Annotated in this window: 22 protein-coding genes; 18 read left to right on the top strand and 4 right to left on the bottom strand. The window is 44.3% G+C overall.

Going from position 1 to position 23,558, the window contains the following annotated elements:
• Positions 1 to 18 precede the first annotated feature (18 nt).
• The 10 genes from MKX35_RS09970 (at position 19) to MKX35_RS10015 (ending at position 12,931) form a co-directional block, all read left to right on the top strand.
• Positions 19 to 774 carry a tRNA threonylcarbamoyladenosine dehydratase gene (locus MKX35_RS09970; protein ID WP_042191088.1) on the top strand — a complete coding sequence of 252 codons (756 nt, stop codon included), beginning with the start codon at positions 19 to 21 and terminating at the stop codon, positions 772 to 774.
• A gap of 238 nt (positions 775 to 1,012) precedes the next feature.
• A complete protein-coding gene (locus MKX35_RS09975; protein ID WP_076299699.1) occupies positions 1,013 to 2,311 on the top strand; it encodes an NCS2 family permease in 1,299 nt (432 codons plus the stop codon).
• A 130-nt stretch (positions 2,312 to 2,441) separates the two neighbouring features.
• The gene (locus tag MKX35_RS09980; protein ID WP_076284835.1) at positions 2,442 to 4,625 is read left to right on the top strand and encodes a HelD family protein; all 2,184 of its coding nucleotides are present in this window, start codon (positions 2,442 to 2,444) and stop codon (positions 4,623 to 4,625) included.
• A gap of 395 nt (positions 4,626 to 5,020) precedes the next feature.
• Positions 5,021 to 5,302 carry a CD3324 family protein gene (locus tag MKX35_RS09985; RefSeq protein ID WP_042191081.1) on the top strand — a complete coding sequence of 94 codons (282 nt, stop codon included), beginning with the start codon at positions 5,021 to 5,023 and terminating at the stop codon, positions 5,300 to 5,302.
• Positions 5,303 to 5,546: 244 nt separating this feature from the next.
• Entirely contained in the window at positions 5,547 to 6,851 is a 1,305-nt protein-coding gene (locus MKX35_RS09990) for a replication-associated recombination protein A (RefSeq protein WP_076284834.1), read from the top strand.
• 374 nt (positions 6,852 to 7,225) lie between these two features.
• Positions 7,226 to 8,242: an ABC transporter ATP-binding protein gene (locus tag MKX35_RS09995; protein WP_076284833.1), complete on the top strand. Its 1,017-nt coding sequence runs from the start codon at positions 7,226 to 7,228 to the stop codon at positions 8,240 to 8,242.
• On the top strand, positions 8,229 to 9,164 hold the full coding sequence (locus MKX35_RS10000) for an ABC transporter ATP-binding protein (RefSeq protein WP_076284832.1): 936 nt from the start codon (positions 8,229 to 8,231) through the stop codon (positions 9,162 to 9,164). Before MKX35_RS09995 ends, MKX35_RS10000 begins: the two co-directional genes overlap by 14 nt.
• A gap of 4 nt (positions 9,165 to 9,168) precedes the next feature.
• Positions 9,169 to 10,131 (top strand): oligopeptide ABC transporter permease, encoded by a 963-nt coding sequence (gene opp4B, locus MKX35_RS10005; RefSeq protein ID WP_076284831.1) that lies wholly within the window; start codon positions 9,169 to 9,171, stop codon positions 10,129 to 10,131.
• A 27-nt stretch (positions 10,132 to 10,158) separates the two neighbouring features.
• Positions 10,159 to 11,064, top strand: a complete 906-nt coding sequence (locus tag MKX35_RS10010) for an ABC transporter permease (RefSeq protein ID WP_076284830.1) — start codon at positions 10,159 to 10,161, stop codon at positions 11,062 to 11,064.
• Positions 11,065 to 11,083: 19 nt separating this feature from the next.
• On the top strand, positions 11,084 to 12,931 hold the full coding sequence (locus tag MKX35_RS10015) for an oligopeptide ABC transporter substrate-binding protein (protein WP_076284829.1): 1,848 nt from the start codon (positions 11,084 to 11,086) through the stop codon (positions 12,929 to 12,931).
• Positions 12,932 to 13,271: 340 nt separating this feature from the next.
• Here MKX35_RS10015 and mnmA read toward each other — a convergent pair whose 3' ends face one another.
• Entirely contained in the window at positions 13,272 to 14,393 is a 1,122-nt protein-coding gene (gene mnmA / locus MKX35_RS10020) for a tRNA 2-thiouridine(34) synthase MnmA (RefSeq protein ID WP_076299721.1), read from the bottom strand.
• Between the two features lie 292 nt (positions 14,394 to 14,685).
• Between mnmA and cymR the strand changes: the two genes are divergently transcribed.
• Positions 14,686 to 15,105, top strand: a complete 420-nt coding sequence (cymR, locus tag MKX35_RS10025; protein ID WP_042191066.1) for a cysteine metabolism transcriptional regulator CymR — start codon at positions 14,686 to 14,688, stop codon at positions 15,103 to 15,105.
• A 222-nt stretch (positions 15,106 to 15,327) separates the two neighbouring features.
• On the opposite strand, the gene MKX35_RS10030 is transcribed toward cymR, so the two are convergent.
• Both MKX35_RS10030 and MKX35_RS10035 read right to left on the bottom strand, forming a co-directional pair.
• On the bottom strand, positions 15,328 to 16,545 hold the full coding sequence (locus tag MKX35_RS10030; protein WP_076284828.1) for a sialidase family protein: 1,218 nt from the start codon (positions 16,543 to 16,545) through the stop codon (positions 15,328 to 15,330).
• 33 nt (positions 16,546 to 16,578) lie between these two features.
• Positions 16,579 to 16,944 (bottom strand): hypothetical protein, encoded by a 366-nt coding sequence (locus tag MKX35_RS10035; protein WP_042191062.1) that lies wholly within the window; start codon positions 16,942 to 16,944, stop codon positions 16,579 to 16,581.
• Between the two features lie 199 nt (positions 16,945 to 17,143).
• On the opposite strand from MKX35_RS10035, the gene MKX35_RS10040 reads away from it, so the two are divergent.
• The 3 genes from MKX35_RS10040 (at position 17,144) to MKX35_RS10050 (ending at position 20,007) form a co-directional block, all read left to right on the top strand.
• Positions 17,144 to 17,518, top strand: a complete 375-nt coding sequence (locus MKX35_RS10040; protein WP_042191060.1) for a hypothetical protein — start codon at positions 17,144 to 17,146, stop codon at positions 17,516 to 17,518.
• A 157-nt stretch (positions 17,519 to 17,675) separates the two neighbouring features.
• Positions 17,676 to 18,884 (top strand): glycosyltransferase family 2 protein, encoded by a 1,209-nt coding sequence (locus MKX35_RS10045; protein ID WP_076299698.1) that lies wholly within the window; start codon positions 17,676 to 17,678, stop codon positions 18,882 to 18,884.
• Positions 18,885 to 18,909: 25 nt separating this feature from the next.
• Positions 18,910 to 20,007 (top strand): glycosyltransferase family 4 protein, encoded by a 1,098-nt coding sequence (locus tag MKX35_RS10050; RefSeq protein ID WP_076299697.1) that lies wholly within the window; start codon positions 18,910 to 18,912, stop codon positions 20,005 to 20,007.
• Positions 20,008 to 20,083: 76 nt separating this feature from the next.
• On the opposite strand, the gene MKX35_RS10055 is transcribed toward MKX35_RS10050, so the two are convergent.
• Complete coding sequence (locus MKX35_RS10055; protein ID WP_076299696.1) at positions 20,084 to 20,758, bottom strand: SOS response-associated peptidase; 675 nt, start codon at positions 20,756 to 20,758, stop codon at positions 20,084 to 20,086.
• Positions 20,759 to 20,883: 125 nt separating this feature from the next.
• Here MKX35_RS10055 and MKX35_RS10060 point away from each other — a divergent pair, with 125 nt between their 5' ends.
• From MKX35_RS10060 to MKX35_RS10075, 4 genes are all read left to right on the top strand, one after another.
• Positions 20,884 to 21,333, top strand: coding sequence for a DUF523 domain-containing protein (locus tag MKX35_RS10060; RefSeq protein WP_076299720.1), 450 nt, complete (start codon positions 20,884 to 20,886; stop codon positions 21,331 to 21,333).
• A 229-nt stretch (positions 21,334 to 21,562) separates the two neighbouring features.
• On the top strand, positions 21,563 to 22,708 hold the full coding sequence (locus MKX35_RS10065; protein ID WP_042191052.1) for a cysteine desulfurase family protein: 1,146 nt from the start codon (positions 21,563 to 21,565) through the stop codon (positions 22,706 to 22,708).
• A gap of 99 nt (positions 22,709 to 22,807) precedes the next feature.
• Positions 22,808 to 23,329, top strand: coding sequence for a PRC-barrel domain-containing protein (locus tag MKX35_RS10070; RefSeq protein WP_042191050.1), 522 nt, complete (start codon positions 22,808 to 22,810; stop codon positions 23,327 to 23,329).
• A 14-nt stretch (positions 23,330 to 23,343) separates the two neighbouring features.
• Positions 23,344 to 23,553 (top strand): hypothetical protein, encoded by a 210-nt coding sequence (locus tag MKX35_RS10075; RefSeq protein ID WP_036677557.1) that lies wholly within the window; start codon positions 23,344 to 23,346, stop codon positions 23,551 to 23,553.
• The last annotated feature ends 5 nt before the right edge of the window (positions 23,554 to 23,558 follow it).

Consider the following 23,558-nt stretch of genomic DNA (forward strand, 5'->3'; position numbering starts at 1 on the left):
TGAAGGAGGCTGAACCTCATGCTACATCAGTTCTCACGCACGGAACTGGCGATCGGACCGGAAGGTCTGGAAATAATGAAGAACAGCACGGTAGCGGTGCTTGGCATCGGCGGTGTTGGCGGTATAGCAGTTGAGGCTTTGGCGCGTACCGGCATCGGCAGACTGATTCTGATAGATAAGGACACTGTAGACATCACCAATGTAAACCGCCAGATTCATGCACTCACAACTACGGTTGGGCAGAAGAAGGCTGAACTGATGGTAGATCGTGTGAAGTTGATCAATCCGGAATGCGAAGCGATTGCGCTCAACATGTTCTATACGGAAGAAACCTATGAGGAATTGTTCAAATTAAAACCTGATTATGTACTTGATGCTTCGGATACGATTATTTATAAGGTTCACATAATCAAAGAATGTCTGTCCCGTGGAATTCCAATGATCTCAAGCATGGGCGCTGCCAACAAAATGGATCCTACAAGATTCCAGGTAGCGGACATTTCCAAGACAACTTATGACCCTATTGCGCGTGTCATTCGTCAGAAGCTGCGTAAGGAAGGAATTAAGAAAGGCGTGAAGGTGGTTTTCTCTACGGAGCCGCCAATGAAGCCACGTCAGGATGTTACGGATAAGATCGTTCCGGAGAATGCGCCGGATCGACGTAAAGCGAAACAACCACCAGCTAGTAACGCCTTCGTTCCGCCGGTAGCAGGCCTGATCATGGTCAGTGTTGCCGTGCGTGATTTGCTTGAGGCTGGAGGCGTCAGCGTGTAAGTGAATCGCTGAGCTGAAGCTGTTTCAATTATAGCGATAGTAGTAGTAAAATGGACCAAAAGGGCGACCAGCTGAAATCCAGTTGCGTACGCCCTTTTGTTGTGGTTAACAGGCGGGTCTGCAAGATGCAGACCACAAATAGGCATAATAATTGAACCGGGATGAACCGTTGATTATAAGCCTTATTATCCGGGTAATATCCGCCTGCGGAACTTAATATCAGTGGAGGTTTTTGTACATGAAATCAAATTTTTGGCGAAATAGTGTAGGGCTTGCACCTGAGAAAGACTGGAAACGGGAGTGGGCTGCAGGGATCCTTTCGTATTTTGCTTCGGTATACATTGTAATGGTGAATGCGACCATTCTTCATGACGCGGGTATGCCGCTTAGACCAGCAATGGTGGCTACACTATTGACTGCCATTACAGGCTGTCTACTGATGGCCTTCGGTGGGAAGACACCAATCATCGTGGTACCAGGGATGGGGATAAACGCATTTTTCACATACACACTTGTACATTCAATGAATTTAGGTTGGAGAGAGGCACTTACTGTAGTTGTAATAACCGGTGTGTTATTCGCTATCGTGGCCTTCACATCGCTTTATCGTATTCTAAGTGAGGCGATTCCTCAAAACCTACAGCATGCCATTACAGTCGGGATAGGGCTTTTTCTGACCTTTATAGGACTGCAAAAAAGCGGGATTGTGATTGCGCATCAGACCACGTTTGTTGCTATAGGACATTTTAGCGATCCAGCAGTTATCACTTCCTGTGTAACCTTGTTACTCGCTTTAGTACTGTTTATCCGCGGGACCAACGGTGGTTTGCTTATCAGTATGCTGGTTGGTACAGGTCTAGCCTACTTGCTGGGAGCGGCTCACGCGCCTGAGAAGCAGGCATCCGGTCATGTATTTACGGGTTATGAAAGCTTATTTCTGGGAATGGACTGGAGCGGCATAGTGAGCCTTGTGTTCTGGATTGCTGTTTTCTTACTGCTCTTAATTGTTGTATTTGAAAATATTGGGCTAGTCGCCTCACAGACTATGATGGCAGGGCGTCCTGAGCGCTTCAAGAGTAGCTTACGAGCACTCTCTATTGCCAATATCGCTGCAGGTCTCTTCGGAAGCAGTCCTGTAGTAGCCGCTGCGGAATCTAATGCAGGTATTGCTGCAGGTGGACGTTCGGGACTGACCTCACTCGTGGCAGGGCTGCTGTTCGGGGCGACATTCCTGTTCCTCCCTCTGCTCTCCTACATTCCAGATAGTGCTATCGCTCCGATCTTGATTGTAATCGGTGGGCTTATGGTACAGAATGTGCGTGAAATGGACTTGGGAGATTTAACAGAGCTCTTTCCTTCTTTCCTAATCATGGTCATGATTCCATTCACCTATAGCATCGTAGATGGTATGGCTTTTGGATTTATTACTTATCCGATCGTGAAGCTTGCGGTGGGCAAGGGCAAGGAAGTACCTCCTGCGCTGTATGGGATTGCGGGTTTATTTGTAGCTAACTTTATTTTGCAAGCTGTGCTGTAGTCGTATGATCGCTTGAAAGATTTGGTATTTTAGTGCTGATTATGCTACAATGGGTATCCTTTTTGTGTGAGAAGAGGGAATGAGGAGAATGAAAATTTAAGCTCGATAAACTTTTAGGAGGTAACTGAAATTGGAAGACAACTTTCAAAGTGCCTATCAAGAGGAAGAAGACAGGCTGAATCAAGCGCTTACTGAGATTGACACCTTACTGGAGAAACTTAACCAGACTCCGGTGTACACGGGACATGATTATACGGAACAGGTGTTAGAAGCGAACCGTGATCAGAAGCGCAAAGATCTTGCCAAGCTTCGGCAGGAGCCTTATTTCGGACGGCTTGATTTTCAGGGCAATGATGAGAAGCAGCGGAAGGCACTCTATATAGGCAAAATCGGCGTAGACCGCGAGCAGGTAAGCGACCGTCCGCTAGTCATCGACTGGCGCGCACCGGTAGCAAGCCTGTTCTATTCGTTTACCGGTGGTACGGAGCCTGCCTCCTATGAAGCTCCTGAGGGGCTGATAGAGGGGCTGGTATACCTCAAGCGCAACGTAGTGATACGAAAGCAGATTCTGGAGCGGGTCGCAGATACGTATAACCGGGAGAGTGACGCACCTGTGGTGTCAGATGAGTTTCTCGTCTATCGCCTGGGTGAGAACAAAGATAATCGTCTCCGCGATATCGTATCGACCATTCAGGAGGAACAGGACAAGATTATCCGTGCCGCCAAAAATACAGCATTGATTATTCAGGGCGTAGCGGGAAGTGGTAAAACTACAGTTGCACTACACCGGTTAGCCTTTCTGCTGTATCAATACAAAGATCAGGTCTCTGCAGAAAAAATGATTATTTTTGCACCGAACCGGATGTTTCTGGATTATATTTCGGATGTACTGCCTGAACTTGGTGTAGGAAATATTGCCCAGAGCACTTTCCCGGATTGGGCTGCAAATGTACTAGGTCTGGAGCTTCCAGAGCAAGATGCTACGGAGACGATGAACCGTTGGTTCGAAACTCCGGGCGGCATGCCTGTGATTACAGAAGAGACACCTGGACGCTTCAAGGGTTCTACGGTGTTGATGGGAATAATAGAGTCCAGCATCAAGCTATTGGAAAGCAGCTCGGTACCTGAGGGGGATTTTATCCCATGGGAAGGTGCTGTACTGCGCCGCTCCATGATCTTGCGCTGGCATAATGAGGAGTACGCTCCTTATCCGCCAGCGAAGCGTAAGGAACGTGTAATGGCACGGATACATCGCTGGATTGAGATGGAGCTGAAGAAAAGTCCTTCAGCTGCAGCTATGAAGGATCGCAAGAAAAAAGGTGCTGCGCGAGAAAAAGCATACAGTGCAAAATGGCCTAAGTATGATCCGCTGACGATCTACAAGCAAATCTTTCGTGCGGCTAAAGTCCCGGAAGATTGGCCGGTGGATCCACCTGAGAATATTCCAGCAGCTGTGCTGAAGGAAACGGCAAAAGACCTGAAAAAAGGGATTATACGTGAAGAGGATTTACCACCGCTGTTGTATATTTATTATCTTTTGAATGGGAACGAAGGCGGCACTCGTTTTGATCATGTGGTGATCGATGAAGCCCAGGATTTCTCCCCCTTCCAAATTGCCGTGCTGGATTTATACGTGCGTGGACATTCCTTTACCATTCTAGGCGATCTGTCGCAGGGTATACACGCTTATAAAGGCGTACACGCATGGGAAGAGATGCAGACCTTATTTGCCCCTGAGAACACGGCTTACCATGCGCTGACACGCAGTTATCGTTCAACCATGGAAATTATAGACTTCGCTAATGGAATTCTATCCTCGGGAGTAGAAAGTTCATTGTTGGCTGTTCCTGTCTTTCGTAGTGGGGACCCTGTTCGGATGATCGCCTACGGAGAAATAGTCGGAGAACGGGAAGCTGAAGGAAATGCTCGTTTGAGCACTATACAATCGGCACTGAAGTCCCTGTCTGGAAGGGAATATCGTACGGTGGCTGTGCTGACACGTAGTCTACGTGAAGCCACAGAGCTGTACGCTGAACTGGAGCAGCATTTTGAAGATATTCATCTGATCGACGGTAGTATGACGCAATATCAGGGTGGATTATCGGTACTACCTGTGTATTTATCTAAAGGTTTGGAATTTGATGCGGTCATCTTAGCAGATGCCGATCAAGACCATTACGGAGCGACAGCATGGGATGCGAAGCTGATGTATGTAGGTTGTACACGAGCGCTTCACGAGCTGTGGTTACTCCATAATGGGGAAATGCCTTCCTATGTGCAAACGGCGGCTGAAAGCGATTCTGAGGGGAACTAAGACTGGTGGAGAACAGTTATAACTGTTTTTGAACTTGTAACTCCCCTACGGGTATGGCTTAATAATAAGTGTCCGGCCGGGCAAGAACACTTCTGGAAGGAGGCTGAGTGAGATGATTTCAGTATACGAGGTGGTTTCCGTCTAAGACGGAAACCCGCTTAAAGCGAGGAGGCCGTAAGGCCTCCTTATTTCAAAACATGAGATATATGTACCGATTATCCATTAGGATTACGAAATGTGAATTAGAATGTAGACGCTACCAAGAGGTTTTTATATAATGAAATTACGGATTTTTCCAAATATGAGGAGAAGAAAGGAGGCAGGTGACGTGGAAATTACTTTATCAGTAGTTGACGGACGCATAGGAACACACCTGTTGAAGGAGGAAATGCAAGTTGAGTTATGTAAATGGGAAGGATGTGCTCCCCCCTGGCTTGCTCAAAGAGCTTCAGGGATACATCCAAGGTGAACTGCTCTACATCCCGAAGAAAACGGAAGAGCGGGTTAGATGGGGCGAGAACAGCGGTTCGAGGAAAGAGATAGCAAACCGCAATGAGGAAATTTTCAGTTGTCATCGAAAAGGCGATTCCGTAGCAGAGCTTCAGAAGAAGTATCATCTGTCTGAAGAGAGCATTCGAAAAATCATATCAAAAATGCGGCTGGCAATAAATTGCTAGCGTACAGTTCAAGCATAAACGCCTTTGGCGTCCCTATAAGGACGGTAAGCGTTTATGCGAGAAATAATAAGGATAAAGTATAGCGTGGAACCTATACTTTCGTATATTTTGAAAAAAGAGCATGGCTCCCGCCTTTCTAAGACGAGATCATGCTCTTTTTATTTTTTTGTGAAAAATAAGTCTATGGTATGATAATGGGAGATGTACATTGGCTTTTATAAGAATATAGCAAGGAAGTGGAGTTATGGATTTATTTTCTATGGGAGAGGACAACGGGAGCGGACGGTTGCTTGCGGACCGAATGAGACCGGAGAATCTGGATGAATATATTGGTCAAGAACATATCATAGGCCGGGGAAAGCTGTTGCGAAGAGCGATCGAGGCAGACCAGGTCTCTTCGATTTTGCTCTATGGACCTCCTGGATGTGGCAAAACAACATTAGCTCATATCATTTCTCATCACACACAAGGTGAATTCGTACGCCTGAATGCGGTGGAGGCTTCTGTGAAGGATGTGCGGGAGGTCATTGAACGAGCTCAAAATAATAAAACACTTTATGGTTCTAAGACGATTCTTTTTCTGGATGAGGTGCATCGGTTTAACAGTTCACGTCAGGATGCGCTATTGCCAGCAGTAGAAAAAGGTACCATTACATTTATTGGCGCAACTACGGAGAACCCGTTCCATTACGTTAACGGAGCACTTATGAGCCGTTCTACCTTGTTTCAGCTAGAGGCGCTAACGAGTGAACACAGTCTGGTCGCGATGCGCAGAGCTTTAGCAGACAAGGATAGAGGGCTTGGATTCATGGAGCTTCAGGTCGATGAAGAAGCATTACTGCATATTGCTACCATGGCTAATGGAGATATCAGGCGGGCTTTAAATGCTCTGGAACTTGCAGCGTTAACTACTGCTCCAGAGGTAGACGGGAGTGTGCATATCACGCTGGAGGTGGCGGAAGAGTCGATTCGGCGCCCCATTGTGAAGGCAGATGAATCGACGCAGTATGATGTTCTATCTGCTTTTCACAAAAGCATTCGAGGTTCTAGTGATGCTGCCTTGTTCTGGTTTCTGTATGCGGTAGAGAAATTGGGGATGGACCCGATGACTTTTATTCGTCGACTAATTGCAGCGAGCAGTGAGGATATCGGCTTAGCTAATCCCCAGGCTATGGTCCAAGCGGTGAGTGCGCTTGAAGCCTATAGAAATAACGGTTGGCCAGAAGCGAAGCTGAACATTGCGCAAGCCATTCTTTTCGCGGTGGAGAGTCCGAAGTCTAATGCCGTCTATACTGCTATTTCAAATGCAATGGCGAGTATGGATGAGATTAAATCCGCCGAGGTACCGCTACATTTACGTGATACACACTATAAAGGTGCTACTGCTCTAGGGCATGAAGGGTATCAATATCCGCACAATTTTCCGGGGCATTATGTGAAGCAGGAGTATCTGCCTAAGGAGATTTCTCAGCGTGTCTTTTATCAAGCGACCGAGCAAGGGAATGAAATTAAAATCCGTCATAACCAACGACTCCGACGAGAACAATAATCCACCAGTGACTGTAGTATCTTCCATTTTAATGCTAATAAGCAAATAAATTTAATGTAACACAAAAAAATATTTATTCCAAAAAAAGGCGGCCTAGAGCCGTTTTTTTGTTGTCTGCGTTACTTTTAATCACATGAACGAATTTTTTTTATAGGAAAAGATTGATAATTTACCATAAGTTAATTAAAATGAACTACAAAGTTACGGAGAAACAAGTTTTAATTCCGATGGAAGTACTTGTACTATTCTTAATGGTGTTAATAATCATAACAGTCAATGTTTGATATGTTTCATGAAAAGAATGCTGTTATATCAAAATTTACATAATATTTCATTGGGTAAATTTTGAAACTTTTGCCGTTAGGGGGATTAATTTGAGCGAAGAATTACTAGAAATCAAGAATTTGTCCACATCGTTCAGAATCGTAGATGACTATTATGCTGCAGTAGACGATGTTACCCTGTCCGTTCGTAAAAATGAGATTCTTGCCATTGTTGGAGAATCCGGCTCAGGAAAAAGTGCGCTCGCCTTTTCAATTATGGGATTGCACACAAGGGCCAAAATAGACGGAGAAATCAAATACAAAGGTCAGGATATCGTTACTATGTCTCCTGCTGCACTCAACAAGCTGCGCGGTCAAGAAATGTCTATGATTTTTCAAGATCCTTTATCCGCATTAAATCCACTCATGATTATCGGTTCACAGATTGAAGAAGTACTCATCCTACATGATTCCAAGCTTTCGAAGAAGCAAAGAAAAGAGAAGGTCATTGATCTTTTGACCAAGGTTGGAATCTCCCGTCCCGAACATACATATCAGCAGTACCCCCACGAATTATCTGGTGGAATGAGGCAGAGGGTTGTGATTGCTATTGCGATTGCCAACGGCCCCAAGCTTTTGATCGCCGATGAGCCGACTACGGCACTAGATGTAACCATCCAATTGCAAATTCTTGAACTTATAAAAAAATTAAAAAACGATATGCAAGCAGGCATTATCTTAATTACCCATGACCTAGGGGTTGTGAGTGAAATGGCTGACCGGGTTGCGGTAATGTACGCCGGGCAAATCGTAGAAATCGCAGATATTTATACGTTAACGTCTAATCCAAAGCATCCGTATACAAGATCCTTGTTGAACTCCATTCCAACCGTTAAAGAAGAGAAGTCTAGACTTCATGTGATTCAGGGAATTGTCCCACCATTACAGAACCTTCCGCGTAAAGGATGCCGTTTCGCGGCCCGAACACCTTGGATTCCGGAATGGGAGCATGAGGAAAATCCGCAGCTGCATGAAGTAGCCCCAGGGCATTTTGTTCGCTGCACCTGCCATAATAACTTTCATTTCCCGGATACTAACGAGGAGGCAATCTACAATGGGACTTCTTGAGGTTAAAAATTTAGCAGTTCATTTTCCAATCCACGGCGGCGTTTTTCGAAGAGAAATTGGCGTAGTCAAGGCAGTTGATAATGTTAGTTTTACTATTGAAGCAGGCAAAACTTACGGTTTGGTTGGTGAATCCGGATCAGGTAAGACGACTACTGGTCGTGGAATCATTGGACTCAATTCTATTACTAGCGGTAGTGTGATTTTTGAAGGACAGGATTTGGCTTCAAAGGGTGTACGTAAGCAAAAAAATATCCGCAAGGACATTCAGATGATCTTTCAGGATCCGTACTCTTCCTTGAATCCTAAGAAACGTGTGCTGGATATTATTGCTGAACCCTTACGTAATTTCGAAAAGATGTCTCCGGGCGAAGAAAAAAGACGTGTGCAGGAATTGCTTTTGCAGGTTGGATTAAGCCCTGAAAATATTCTTAAATATCCGCATGAATTCTCAGGCGGTCAACGGCAGCGGATCGGTATTGCAAGAGCTATTGCGCTCAAACCGAAGTTGATTATTGCGGATGAACCTGTCTCTGCGCTGGATGTTTCCGTACAGGCACAGGTGCTCAATTTTATGCAGGATATTCAAAAAGAACTGAATCTTACGTTTCTGTTCATCAGTCATGATCTCGGAATCATTAGGCATATGTGTGATCACATTGGGATTATGTATAAAGGACGTCATGTGGAGCAAGGGACTGCTAAAGATATTTTTGACAATCCTCGCCATATTTATACCAAACGTCTAATTGCTGCCATTCCTGATATTGATCCTAAGCAAAGAGAGAAGCAGACGGAGTTTAGAAAATCAGTAAGTCTGGAATATGAACAAGCGCACCGGAATTATTTTGATGAACAAGGCATGCCTTATCCATTGAAATCCATTTCCGAGACTCATCTGGTAGCCTTGCCTGAGAAAGGTTGAGAATATGTGGAAGATTATTGTTCGTAGAATTCTTATTATGATTCCTCAAATATTTCTATTAAGTATTCTTGTTTTTCTAATGGCGAAGGCGATGCCGGGAGATGCGTTATCAGGGATGCTTGATCCAAATATTGATCCTGCGGCCATCGATGCGATGAGAGAAAAGCTAGGCTTAAATGATCCGTGGTACATCCAGTACTGGGATTGGATCACTAAAGCGATTCAAGGTGATTTTGGTCAATCCTTCCGTTTCAAAATGCCTGTATCAGAGCTTATCGGTCAACGCCTCATGAATACACTTTGGCTGGCGATTGTCACGCTGATCCTTACATACCTTATTGCTATTCCACTTGGTATTACTAGCGGTCGTTATAACGATTCATGGCTGGATCGCCTCATTACTGGATACACCTATATTGGCTTTGCCGCACCATTGTTTATTTTCGCTCTCTTAATGGTATGGCTCTTCGGATTTCATCTTCATTGGTTTCCTACTAGCGGCAGTGTTAGTCCTGGAGAAGTTCCGGGTACGCTAAGCCACTTCTGGAGTAAGTTATACCATTTGCTACTCCCTGCTTTATCAATGGCGCTGATTGCAACGGTAGGAACGGTACAGTATTTGCGAAATGAGATCATTGATACGAAACAAAAGGATTTCATCCTCACGGCAAGAGCCAAAGGCGCTTCAGAGTCTCGTGTATATAATCGCCATATTTTGCGTAATTCCTTACTGCCGATTGCTGCATTTTTCGGGTATGAGATTACTGGGCTCATTGGTGGTACGGTGTTCGTTGAAAGTATCTTCAGCTATCCGGGTATGGGTATGCTGTTCCTCAGCTCGATAACGATCCGGGATTTCAGCGTAGTAACTGCCCTAGTTCTTCTGTATGGGGTTGCTGCCATCGTCGGTGCGTTGTTATCAGACATTATCTTAAGTATCGTAGATCCTCGTATCCGGATTAAATAAGAAGATGAACACTTTGAGGTGAATGAAATGGCAAAGACAAGCGCAGAGATAGCTCTGCTGCAGGAAACAGATAAAAGTCCATCAGGCTTCAGAATTGTTTGGCGAGAGATTATCCGGGATAAATTGGCTTTGGTCTCACTGGTTTTCCTATTTGCGATTATCGCCGCTGTTTATGGGATTTCCTTATTTTTAGATCAAAAAGAAATTGTTACGGTTGACTTGTTCGCCCTGTATGAGAAACCTTCGGCTGTACACTGGTTAGGGACCGATTATGGAGGACGGGATGTATTCGGTCAATTAATTATAGGCACACGAAATTCCATGTCGATTGCTTTTATGGTTACTTTTTTTACGGGAGTCATCGGTATTCTAGTAGGTTTGATCTCAGGTTACTTTGGTGGAACGATAGATAATATTTCGATGCGTGTTGTCGATTTCTTCATGATTTTGCCTTTTATAATGATTGTTATAGCTTTTGTGAGTGCAGTTCCTAAATACAATACGTTAACCTTCTCCTTTATCATGACTGCCTTTCTATGGATGGGGATTGCCAGGTTAATTCGTTCCAAGACGTTACAAGAGAAGGAACTGGATTACGTTCAGGCATCTAAGACCCTAGGTTCCTCCAATCTTAAAATAATGTTCACACAAGTGCTGCCGAACTTAAGCTCAATCATTATCGTCACGATGACTTTAAATTTGGCAGCTAATATTGGATTGGAATCAGGCCTATCCTTTCTAGGTTTTGGTTTTCCAGAAAGTACACCCAGTCTGGGTACTCTTGTAAGCTATGCGAGAAATCCGCAAACGCTTGAGTTCAGATGGTGGATCTGGTTACCCGCATCACTGCTGATCTTGGTACTGATGTTGAGTATAAATAATGTGGGTCAAGCGCTCAAACGTGCGACCGACGCAAGACAAAGAAAAGGATAATAAGGGAGGAAATGATTAAATGAGAAAAGCCATTCGTTCAAAAGCTTTACTAGTTTCATTGATGTTAGTAATGTTGTTCGCTCTTGCGGCTTGCGGCTCCAAGAACAACAACGGAGCGGCTGAGTCAACAGCAGCACCAAGTGCCAGTGCTCCTGCGGAAACCGCAGAAGCGACGGCAGCACCTGAAGCAGAAGACGGACTTTATAACATTAAGGATTTCAGTAACATTAAGACTAATCAAGGTGAAGCTATTGATGGCGGAACAATTACTTTTGGACTCGTTTCCGACAGTCCGTTTGAAGGTACCTTGAACTTGAACTTCTATTCTGGAGCTCCAGATTCTGAAGTGCTGAATTGGTTCGATGAAGGCTTGTTAACTTGGGACAAAGACTATGTGTACACGAATGATGGTGCAGCAACTTATGAAGTAGCAGAAGATGGACGGACCTTTACCTTTACGATTCGCGACAATGTGAACTGGCAGGATGGAAAGCCAGTGACAGCAGAAGATTGGCTGTTCGCGCATGAGGTTATTGGTAATCCGAAATATGATGGTCCACGTTACGGCTCTGACTTTACGAATATTGAAGGTATGGAAGAATACCACTCCGGAAAAGCAAAGACCATTTCTGGTATTAAAGTTCTGGGTGAGAAGAAGCTGCAAATTACTTATCTTAAATCTTCCCCTTCCCTGTTAACGGGTGGCATATGGATTTATCCATTAGCTAAACATATCTTTGGTGGTATGGATGTTGCCAAAATCTCCTCATCCCCTGAAGTTCGTCAAAAGCCAATTGGCTTCGGAGCTTTTAAAGTGGAAAGTATCGTTCCTGGTGAGTCTGTAGTATTCGTTAAGAATGAAGATTACTGGCGCGGCGCACCTAAATTGGATAAAGTAATTTTGAAGGTAATCAACCCTACGACTGTTGTGCAAGAACTGAAGTCTGGTGGAGTTGACTTGGTGGATGCCTTCCCTATCGATCAATTCCCAGATAATGCAAAAATGTCAAATGTCGAGTATCTCGGTGCTGTTGACCGTGCATATACGTATATTGGATTTAAGCTAGGTAAATGGGATGCAGAGAAAAAAGTCGTTGCTACCGATCCTAAAGCTAAAATGGCGGATGTGAACCTGCGTAAAGCCATGTGGGCTGCTGTAGACAATGATACAGTGGGTAAGAAATTCTATAGTGGTCTTCGCTGGAATGCGACAACTTTAATTCCACCTTCTCATCCGGAATTCCATGATGCTTCTAATCCAGGTGTACCTTATGATCCAGAAGCTGCTAAGAAGATCTTGGATGACGCTGGTTACAAACTTAACGGTGAATTTAGAACGAATCCGGATGGCAGTGAGCTGAAGATTAATTTCATCTCGATGACAGGATCGGACATTGCAGAACCATTGGCTCAATATTATGTACAATCCTGGAAAGCGATTGGTCTGAATGTGAATTTGGAGATGGTAGAATTTAATACGTTCTATGATCGTGTTGGACAAAATGGTGAGGATGATCCTTCTGTGGATGTTTACCAAGGTGCTTGGACTGTAGGGATTGATGTTGACCCAACAGGTCTTTATGGTAAAGACGCGATCTTTAACTTCCCGCGTTACTCGAGTGCAGAGAATGATCGTTTGCTCACCGAAGGAGTCTCCGAGGATGCATTCGATGTAAATAAACGTAAAGAGATCTATAAAGAATGGCAACAGTTTATGGTTAACGAGATTCCTGTATTCCCTACGCTTTATCGTGCGGCCCTAGTTCCGGTCAACAACCGTATACTGAATTATGGAATTGGTGATGGAACTGGACTTTACTATAATGACATTGCAGTTTCCGCGGATAAAGCTGCAGTAGCTCAGTAAGTAGAAACAACACAGAACAGCAGTTCAGGGAGAGCTTACTGAACTGCTGTTTGTTTGTTTCTCTTTGAAGCGTTCATTTGGTTATTATTCGCTTCAAAGTCGGTTAGTTGTATTTCATGCAACTAAAACCTAAATGTTAGAGCTAAGAATGTAATATAACAGTACTTCATACATCTATTTTCCGGATGTGAAGATAAATAAGGGTTATCGGGTGATTTTAACTGTACATACTACAACTAAATCGAAAAGGGATTCTGAACACAAGAAATAGCTGTATAAAATACAGCTATTTCTTGTGTTTTCGTATATTAGAGTTAATGTTGTAAGTTATAGAATACACTTAAGCTTGCGCTGAAGGAACAACCTTCTCGGCATATTCTATCGTTCCGCCACCAAGACATTGCTCACCAAGATAGAAGACAACGGCTTGGCCAGGTGTTATCGCTTTTTGTGGAACATCAAAGTCTACGTTTATCGTTCCGTCTTCCCGTGTTGTAAGGGTCACGCCTTGATCAGGCTGGCGATAGCGGAATTTGGCGGTGCATTTTAGCGGCTCAAGACCTAGCTCTTGCCCGTTAATCCAGTTTACACCGGAGGCAATCAGACTAGTGGAGTACAGGCTGTGGTGCTTGTCTCCTTGAACTACATAAAGAATGTTGCGGCTAAGGTCTTTTTCGGCTACAAACCAAGGTTCACCGTTACCGGAGCCACCAATGCCAAGGCCTTGGCGTTGACCCAATGTATAGTACATAAGTCCATCGTGGCGACCTTTGATTTCTCCAGTTGTTATATCTACCATATCACCCGATTGCGCTGGAAGATACTGGCTGAGGAATTCGCGGAAGTTACGCTCACCGATGAAGCAAACGCCTGTGCTATCTTTTTTCTTGGCAGTATAGAGTCCAGCTTCTTCGGCAATTCTCCGAACTTCCGGTTTCGGAAGATGACCAATCGGGAACATTGCTTTAGAGAGTTGATACTGTCCCAGCGCATTCAAGAAATAGGTCTGGTCTTTATTGTTGTCTACACCGCGGAGTAGCTTGTACACACCATCTTCTTCTATAACTCGTGCATAATGTCCAGTCGCTACATAATCGGCGCCAAGCTGAAGGGCTTTGTTCAGGAACTCTCCGAACTTGATCTCTCGGTTGCACATGACGTCTGGATTCGGCGTCCGGCCGGCTTTATATTCATCGAGGAAATAAGAAAATACTTTGTCGAAGTATTCCTTCTCGAAATTAACGGTATAGTAAGGAATATCAATCTGCTCGCATACGCGGCGAACATCCTCTGCATCGCTTTCGGCCGTACATACTCCGAATTCGTCGGTATCGTCCCAATTTTTCATGAAGATGCCGATGACGTCATAGCCCTGCTGCTTGAGCAGAAGCGCCGTGACGGAGGAATCGACCCCTCCGGACATGCCGACGACGACACGGGTGTCTTGTTTTGCTTTTGTCATCGTAATCACCATTTCTGTACCCAAAATACCGGTCATTCATGGAACACCCGGCTCAAAATGTATTATAACATACCTGTCTACTGTAAAGCCTTAAATAAGAGGCTGAGAATAGAAAAATGTCCACCAGGGGTGAACATTCTTGCAAAATGTTTCGTTTGCCATTTCATTTGTGACTTCGAATATGATAACATAAACTAAGAGTAATCATCGGAATACCTTGATATGACAAACGCATGACTTACCGAATCAATAGTATACAATAACTAGACACTAAACCGAAAGAGGTGCCCCTTTGAAAATATCAACCAAAGGACGTTACGGACTAACAATTATGATGGAGCTTGCACTGAAATTTGGTGAAGGACCGACCTCACTTAAGAGTATCGCTGAGAAAAATGGACTTTCTGAACACTATCTGGAGCAGCTAATTGCTCCTCTGCGTAACGCAGGACTTGTAAAAAGTATTCGTGGAGCATACGGTGGATACATTTTATCACGTGAGGCTAGTGCTATCACAGCGGGTGACATTATTCGTGTGCTAGAGGGCCCAATTTCTCCAGTAGATTTTACTGAAGAAGATGATGCAGCAAAACGCGATTTATGGCTGCGTATTCGCGATAGCATCGCCGACGTACTAGATTCCACGACTCTTCATGACTTGATTAATTATAAAGAAGAGAGCTTGGCGGACAACTATATGTTCTACATATAGTTAATGTATTTGGAATAAAAAACTTAAAGTTATAGCATTATCGATGTTTAAGCCCCCTTTTTGGGGGCTTTTTTAATGGGAAAATCACATTCAGAGTAATCAATGAAGCTTGTCTTCTCGATTACCGGGAGAAAGGTCCAGGTTACTCTCGCTACGCAAAAAAAGGATGCCCTATATTCGCTCGGCATCCTTTTAATTAATCATCAGAAGTTTATTAATAGCTTATTGATTATCACCAAACCAGATGTTCTCTGTACCGGTCCGCGTGTCCGTCCATACGCTCACTAGACGGCCTGTTTGGGGGACAATGGCATTGCCGATGTAGTCCCCAATTAGGGGAATACCGGTGACGTCAAAGGAAGTTGTCGTTATACGGGTGTTTGTAAACGTCATCCCCCCATCTCTAGATGTAGCTAGATAAACATCAAGGTTGAGGGGATTGACTCGATTAGTGTAATAGGTAACGAATATTGCACCATCCGCAGGGGATACGGTGATGGCTGGGAAAAAGTTTTGGGAGCCCACCGGACTACCTGTAATGGATATTGGTGCCCCCCAATCCACACCGAAATTGGTGGAAGTGGCAAGAAAAATATCGGAATAACCTTCTCGAAAATCTTGCCATACAGCATAGACATTACCTCGCGTCGTCGGTGCATTAGAAATATCTGCTGCGAGGGAAGGGTATGTCAGACATCTAAATGTATATCCCGGCAATGGATCTGGTGGGACTACAACGCTGGCGACCATGGTTTCAGGAGTAAAAGTGACCCCACCGTCTGAGGATGTGCGAATTTTAAGATCAGTATTACCGGGAGGCTGATTGATCCATCCCACGATAACAATCCCATTTAATGTAATCGCTATACCGGGGAATTCTTCGAATTCTTCGACCGAAGACAGCAGGGAGGGGCTGGAATAGGTATTACCGTTATCTAGGGAACGATTGAAGAATATCGTATTTCCCGGTATGAATTGTGTGTTGTAATCATGCGTATAACCAGTATATACATTTCCAAAAAAAGGACTTGATCCAGCTTTGTCGGTGACAACGACCACCTGATCATCATTTACAAACTGCCCAAACCCTTGATTCACGATGACTGGCGGTCCGAATGAAGAAGCATTGTCGGCAGATGTATAGGATACGATCGACCCGCTGAGACCGTCTGAATCGAAGGCGTGGGCTAATACTACGAAAGTGGTCGGAAAAATATAATCAATATGTGGTGCTTCGATGCCTGCAAATCCTGTCGGTAACGGCAATAACGTTGTTGTCCAAGTGGCACCTGCGTCAATAGATTTGTATAAACCTATATTAGGAGGGCCTGATCGAAGATCTACAGCTACGGCAACCATAACTGAAGGATTAAGCCAATTTACCGCGATAGTGGGCTCAAACTGAACGCTTGCGCTCGGCGAAATTTGAATATTAGCCATGCTAAGCTCCTTTCGTCATAGAGTTTTCGTTACTTACGGGTTCAGCTGAGCTATGAAAGTAAGTTCGGATTGCAGCACTCTTTGATGGGGGATGACGTTTCCTGACGAATCCGTTCCGAACACCGTGATAATCGTGTCTGCCGGTGCGTTTCCAGTTACGAGAAATTGGACTTCATAAGCTGAATTGCCTGCGATATTAAAACTGAGAAACTGGCTGGTGTTCGCATTAACATTTAATGAGTTGGAGTAGACTAAACCTTTACTAACCAAGGTATTCCATACGTAAACGTGATAGACTACGTTAGATGAAAAACTAAGGTTGTCATTATCGATATTAATGACCACGTTGGATGCTGGGGTAGTACCTGTGTTCGTAATGATGCCTGTTGTTGTTGCCATGAGCTTCACCTCTTTATTAGTTTGCTATATATATATGAATTGAGATTCATTGTGTTTGGACAAGGGAATCAGAAAAATCGCGGAAATTGGAAATATGAGAGGTATGCTATTATTCCATGAATCTCCCCTTCCTCTTGCCTCGCAACTTACAAATTAATCCTGAATAAATTGATAGAAAATGAGGGGAGGAGTGATGGAAATGGCTTTTACAACAGGTCTTATTACTAATACGAGAGCTACTGGTACTGCAGCAAGTAATGTAGTGGTCAGCGTTCGCAACACAAGTAACGCGAGTGCAATGATGATCGTCGAAGTTTTCGGCGTTCCATATTCAACGCTTGCACTAACACCACTGTATGTCACAGGTTATTATGTTCCAGCAATGAGTTCTGATGTCAGAGAGTTCTTCATTGCAGGGAATGTCGCTTACGAGGTTCAGGTAAGTAGTCCTTATCCATTGGCTAATGTGGTGTGCTCCATGTACGGATTGGATGAGTTCGGAAATCTTGTTACAGAACAGAGAGTGCTTCAATCTGAATTAACGGAGATTACCGCACTTTCTTTACCTGTATAACAGTATTTTGGGGAAATCAAGAAGCAACCACCGATGAGAATTGGGTGGTTGCTTCTTTTTTAGGCGCAATAAATCCTCTTAGAGGCATTCACACAGGCACAAAGGTGGAATTTAAATATACTAATTTTATACTCCAATGTAGAGAGAGGTAAAAATCATGGCGGATGTAGGAGTAGTTATGCCTTTGTATACCCAAAAGCCGGAATTCCTCCGGCAAGCTCTGGAGTCTGTTCTGCGCCAAACCTTCACCGAATTTCGACTGATCATTGTAATTGATGGTGCACCAGATATGGAACCGCTTGTGAGATCAATAATTGCTGAGGATCCAAGGGTAACTATTATCTCTTATGTACAGAACAGGGGTATTGCACATGCGCTGAATACGGGCTTTGATCTTTTATTTAGCGAACCGAGTATTCAGTATTTGAGCTGGGTCTCCAGCGATAATGTTTATGAACCCCGTTTTCTCGAAATCCTTCGAGGGGCACTTGTGAAGGGGCCGCAGGAACTAGGAATCGTGTACAGTTCTTTTCAAAGTATAGATAACGATGGAAACCTACTTCATAACGAGCATCAGCTAGCTACTCAGCGAAATTACCAGTCACAGCCCAAAGAGAGATTGCTGGATTACTCGCTTATTGGTGTTTCTTTCATGTACAAATCGCAGGTTGCGAAGCTTGTTGGGGGGTACGGAATGGAGCCGGTGGAGGATTATGATTACTGGCTGAGACTTGCTGAACATTGTGATATTCGCTTTATCCCCGTGGAGCTGGTGAATTATCGTGTGGACTCTACCTTTAGTGTATCTGCACAGTTACATTCCACTGAAAATCATCGGAGATGGAGATATACGTACCACTTGACCCGCCATCAGGCGCGATTCCGTAGAGGGATTCGTCCTATGATTACCGTTTTATATCCTGTAGTAAATGCTGGTGCGGAGGAAATAGCGAGGATAGAGAATTTGTATGAACAGACGTATAGCAATTATGAGTGTCGGGTGCTGGATTTATCACTTACGGGTCAACCATCTGTTCTAATAGGTTCAATCCCTCATCCTGCAACAGAGTTTGTTTACATGCCAGGAGTTGTGGAGTCGCACGCGATTTGTGGAGCGCTAGAGCACTTGGCCACTCCCTACACGATAGTTTTAGGTCCCAAGATTTTCATTGGAGCACTCGATATTGAATACATGCTGGAGGCTTTGATTACTACCGGTGGAGACACGATCTCCAATTATTATACAGATGATCATAGCTTGATTGGATTCCGGCATAGACATGTCCCATCGACTAAAAATCACTACTATAATGAGCTGTTTCGAAGCACAGACTTGTATGATTTGTTGAAGATCTATTTTTCCTAAAATAATATGTGAATGAGTGATCGTAATGAAGATTTTGTTCACCTTCTTCAACCCGAGCGGCGGCATGCAGACCCTGAACCGAGTGCGCTGCCAAGCATTACATGATCGCGGTGTAGAGTGTCATTTGTTGTACACACACCCTGGAAAAGGGCAGCAAAATATCCCTAATATTCAAACCTATATTACCAATAATGATGACGAGATCAGGGGACTGCTCACTCGGGAAGCTTTTGACTTGATTGTAGTGTGTACGGATATTTACTTAGCGGAGAGGTTTAGAGGGTTTGGTTACAAGGGGCCGCTTGTTTTTGAGGTGCAGGGATTGGGGACCTTAGATGAAGCGGAGCAAGTTATTAGTAATTTTAATGAGCGGATTCACAAGCTAACCGATGCACTGCTCTATCCAGAAACCACTCATTTGCAGACGCTTTTTAAAGGTGGATTTCCATCTGTTAGTCAATATTGCTTTGACAATCCGATCGATTGCGATCAGTTTGGATATACCAATTATCCCGCAAAAAGCTTTCCCATCCTCGGCTGGGTGGGACGAATTCAAACGAATAAGAACTGGAGAGAATTTCTACAAATCGGACAACGGCTGCTGGCGATCCATCCCGAGCTTTATTTATGGATTTTTCAGGACGATACTTTGTTTGAGCCGGAGCAAAAAGAGAGCTTCGAACAATTTGTAGCCGAGACAGGGATTTCCTCACGTTTGATTTCGCATTCCAATGTTTCTCACGGGCAAATGGCAGATTATATGAGCATTATTGGTGACTCGGGTGGACTGCTATGTTCAACCTCTATTCTCGAGGGGTTTGGGTACGCAGTAGCCGAGGCGATGTTGTGTCGTTGTCCTGTTCTTACTACGGATTCGGATGGCATTCGGAGACTTGTCATTAATAATCATACTGGAAAAATATACACAAGAGGGCAGCTGGATGAAGCTGTGAATGCTGCTTTATCTTTAATGCATGATCCAGCACTGCGGGACAGAATTAGGATGAATGGCGAATGGCATATCCGAAACAATCTTTCCTCCGGGCTGTATGCGGATAGATTTCTCCAGATGTCTCATCAATTGATGAGACGCCGGTCTAAGATCGAGCGTCGATGGTCTTAACTCTGCGGTTATGCCGCAGGGTTAAGATGTTTTTTTAAATATAAGAATTTATATGCTTACGTTATAAATTATCCTTCTATTTCTGCGCCTCTTCAATTAATTCCTTTGCATCATTCCTAACATTTCCGACAGCCATGGAAACTGGATAGGCTCGCATTAGTTGTTGATCATACGGTTTCAGGAGCTTTATTAGAGAGGTAGTGTCCTGATTGCCCCGATCCAGCCACTCTGTCTCATCCTCAGGCTTCAAAATAACCGGCATGCGATTATGGATTTCAGCCATAAGCTCGTTCGGAGTAGTCGTTATAATCGTGCAGGTACTTAGTTTATTACCCTCAGGGTCCATCCAAATATCATATAATCCGGCCATAGAGAAAATACCTCCATCGCGCATCACGATCCGCATGGGTTGTTTGCTGCTGCCCTGCACCTTCCATTCGTAGAAGCCGTCAGATGGGATGATGCAGCGGCGTGAGCTTACTAAGCGCTTGAAAGAAGGTTTCTCCAGCAGCGATTCTGCCCGGGCATTGATCATTTTATTGCCGATTTTGTCATCCTTTGCCCATGAAGGAACCAGGCCCCAACGCAGTTCCCCGAGCTTATTGCTGGAACCTGTATGAATGACTGCCGGAATTTGCTGCATGGGCGCGGCGTTATATTTAGGTGCATAGTGGATAATGGTTGAATCATTCGCAAAATATCTGACCATCAACTCTTCCATAGTGACGGTTATTGTATAGCGTCCGCACATTATTTACACTCCCCAGTCAGTAGATTAGAAGTTCACTCCGTTTACAGCTTAATTTCATCATGTTATGCTCGGAATATTTCTTATTATAAACGAAGCGGAATGAATGAAGAAAGAGGTGCTCATTGGTGATTTTGGTAAGCTCTTGTCTAGCTGGCATGAAGGTGAGATATAATGGTACGGATTGTTTGGATGAGAAAATTCAGAAGCTTTTGAATGATAATCAAGCGATTGCTGTGTGTCCAGAGTTGCTGGGAGGATTCTCAACGCCTAGAGAACCAGCCGAAATCATTGGTGGGAATGGCGAGGATGTGCTGGCAGGGACGGCTAAAGTAGTGGATCGATCAGGTACAGATGTTACAGATATGTATTTAAAGGGTGCTTATATCACGCTTGCAAAAGCCCAAGAGGTATCAGCTACGATGGTAGTGCTTAAAGAAAACAGTCCTTCTTGCGGCAGCAGTATGATTTATAATGGGGAATTCAAAGGGAAGAAAATAGCCGGAAATGGCGTTACTACAGCTTTACTTAGAAAAAATGGCATTGAGGTAACCTCTGAAGAGAACTGGCTACTATAATCCTAGCTTCATAGGGAAATGATTACAATATTGTGTTCTTTCGCTTGTGGAAAACTCACTTCTCGCGCGGTATAATTTAATAGTTCCAAGTATAAACGCCTTCGGCGTCCTTTTTAGGACGGTTAGCGTTTAAGCGAGAAATATAAGGATAATGTATAATGTGAAACTTATACCTTCTTATATTTTTAGAAGAACTAGTTTCCTATACTCTAGAAGCGGAGAAATGAATATGAAATCCATCTATTTGGACCACGCCGCATCAACCCCGGTTCATCCCGAGGTGGCTAAGGTCATGCTGAATATAATGACAGAACAATACGGAAATGCATCGAGTGTACATCAGTTCGGGCGTTCAGCTAAAAGAATATTGAACGGGGCGCGCGATAATATCGCCGCCTTTTTGGGCTGTTCACCTGACGAGTGGGTGTTCACTGGAGGCGGCACCGAGAGTGACAATTTAGCACTCTATGGAGCAGCAGCTGCAGTTTCCCATAAAGGAAAACATATTATCACCACCCAGATCGAGCATCATGCAGTGTTACATACCTGCGAAGAGCTAGAGAAGGAAGGCTTCAAAGTTACCTATCTCCCTGTGGATTCGACGGGTAGGGTATCTGTTACAGACGTAGAGGCTGCATTGCAGGAAGACACGGTGTTGATCAGCGTAATGTATGCCAATAATGAAGTCGGCACCGTTCAGCCTATCCAGGAGATTGGTCAGCTTGCTAGAGAACGGGGAATTCTGTTCCATGTAGATGCTGTACAAGCTCTAGGTGCACTCCCTATTACACTCCGAGAGCTTCCTGTAGATTACATGAGCTTTACTGCTCATAAGATCAATGGGCCTCAAGGGATCGGTGGTTTATACGTTCGAAGCGGAGCGCCACTGCATCCAAGACTTCATGGCGGCCTTCAGGAGCGCGGCAGACGTGCCGGAACAGAGAATCTAGCAGGAGCAGCTGGGTTTGCCAAAGCCGTTGAAATAGCGGTTAAGGGTCTGTCAGAACGTCAACAGAATATGAAGCTCCTACGCAGTAGACTGCTCGAGGAGCTGGATACTCTGATTGGACGGGAGCGTTACTCGCTTAACGGTAATACCGAGGAGTTTTTGCCTAGTATTCTGAATTTGAGCTTCCCAGGGGCTGGGACAGATGTTATGCTGATGAACCTGGATATGGAGGGGATTGCGGCAGCAAGTGGTTCGGCTTGCACCTCAGGATCCCTGGAAATATCTCATGTTCTGAAAGCAATGGGACTTCCCCAAAATATTTTAGAGTCTGCGATTCGATTTAGTATCGGTTTGGGTAATACTACTGAAGAAATCGAGTACGTTGCTCGAAAAGTTGAAACCATTTTGAATCGCCTACGTAAATGAGACTAGTTACTCTAGGTTTCGATCTGTATCGGGGCGATTCGGGCTTTTGGCTTTCTGAGAACTCGTAAGTACACTCAAAGTGAGGGGACCGAGGCAGCCATGAGACTACAAGATCTGATCGGCTTGGCTGTATTTGAAGTTGAAGAGGGGAATGAAATCGGCAAGATTGTCGATATTCTACTCGATTCAAACTGGAATATTACGGGTATTGAACTGGAAAGCAAATCTTTTTTTGGTGGCCATGTGAAATTTGTGGCATGGAAAGATATTGTGGCCTACGGCGAGGATGCTGTCATGATTCGTAGTAAAGAGTCGATTGATAAGACAGATGCCGATCATATACCTTGTACTTTTCTATTAGGAAAGAACAAACTTAAGGATTTGAAAGTACTGACTACAACTGGAACTATACTTGGACGAATATCGGATGTTTATTTTGACCAAAAGTTGGGAAACACAATAGGAGCGCTGGAAATCAGTGACGGGCTTGTGACTGATTTGATCGAAGGCCGCAAATGGCTGCCTTGTTCTGATGAGATGTCCATTGGTGAGAATGCTCTAATGGTTCCTGCAATGAGCGAAGAACGGCTACAAAAAGCCATTAATATTGTTAACGGATAGGTGGAATGTATTATATGAAGTGTCCAAACTGTAACTCCAAAGATATCGGAAAGATTGGTTCCCACCAGTTCTATTGCTGGGGCTGTTTCATTGAATTGACGGTAAACGGCGAGAAAATGTCGGTGTATCAAGTTGAAGAAGATGGCACACTCAGCTCGCTGGACGATCTGTTCTCCGGGGATGATATGACTCAGGATTTCCCGCAAATTCATGCGTCGTCTTAACTATG

Source organism: Paenibacillus sp. FSL R5-0923 (assembly GCF_038009145.1).
In the GTDB taxonomy this organism is placed as follows: Bacteria; Bacillota; Bacilli; order Paenibacillales; family Paenibacillaceae; genus Paenibacillus_AQ.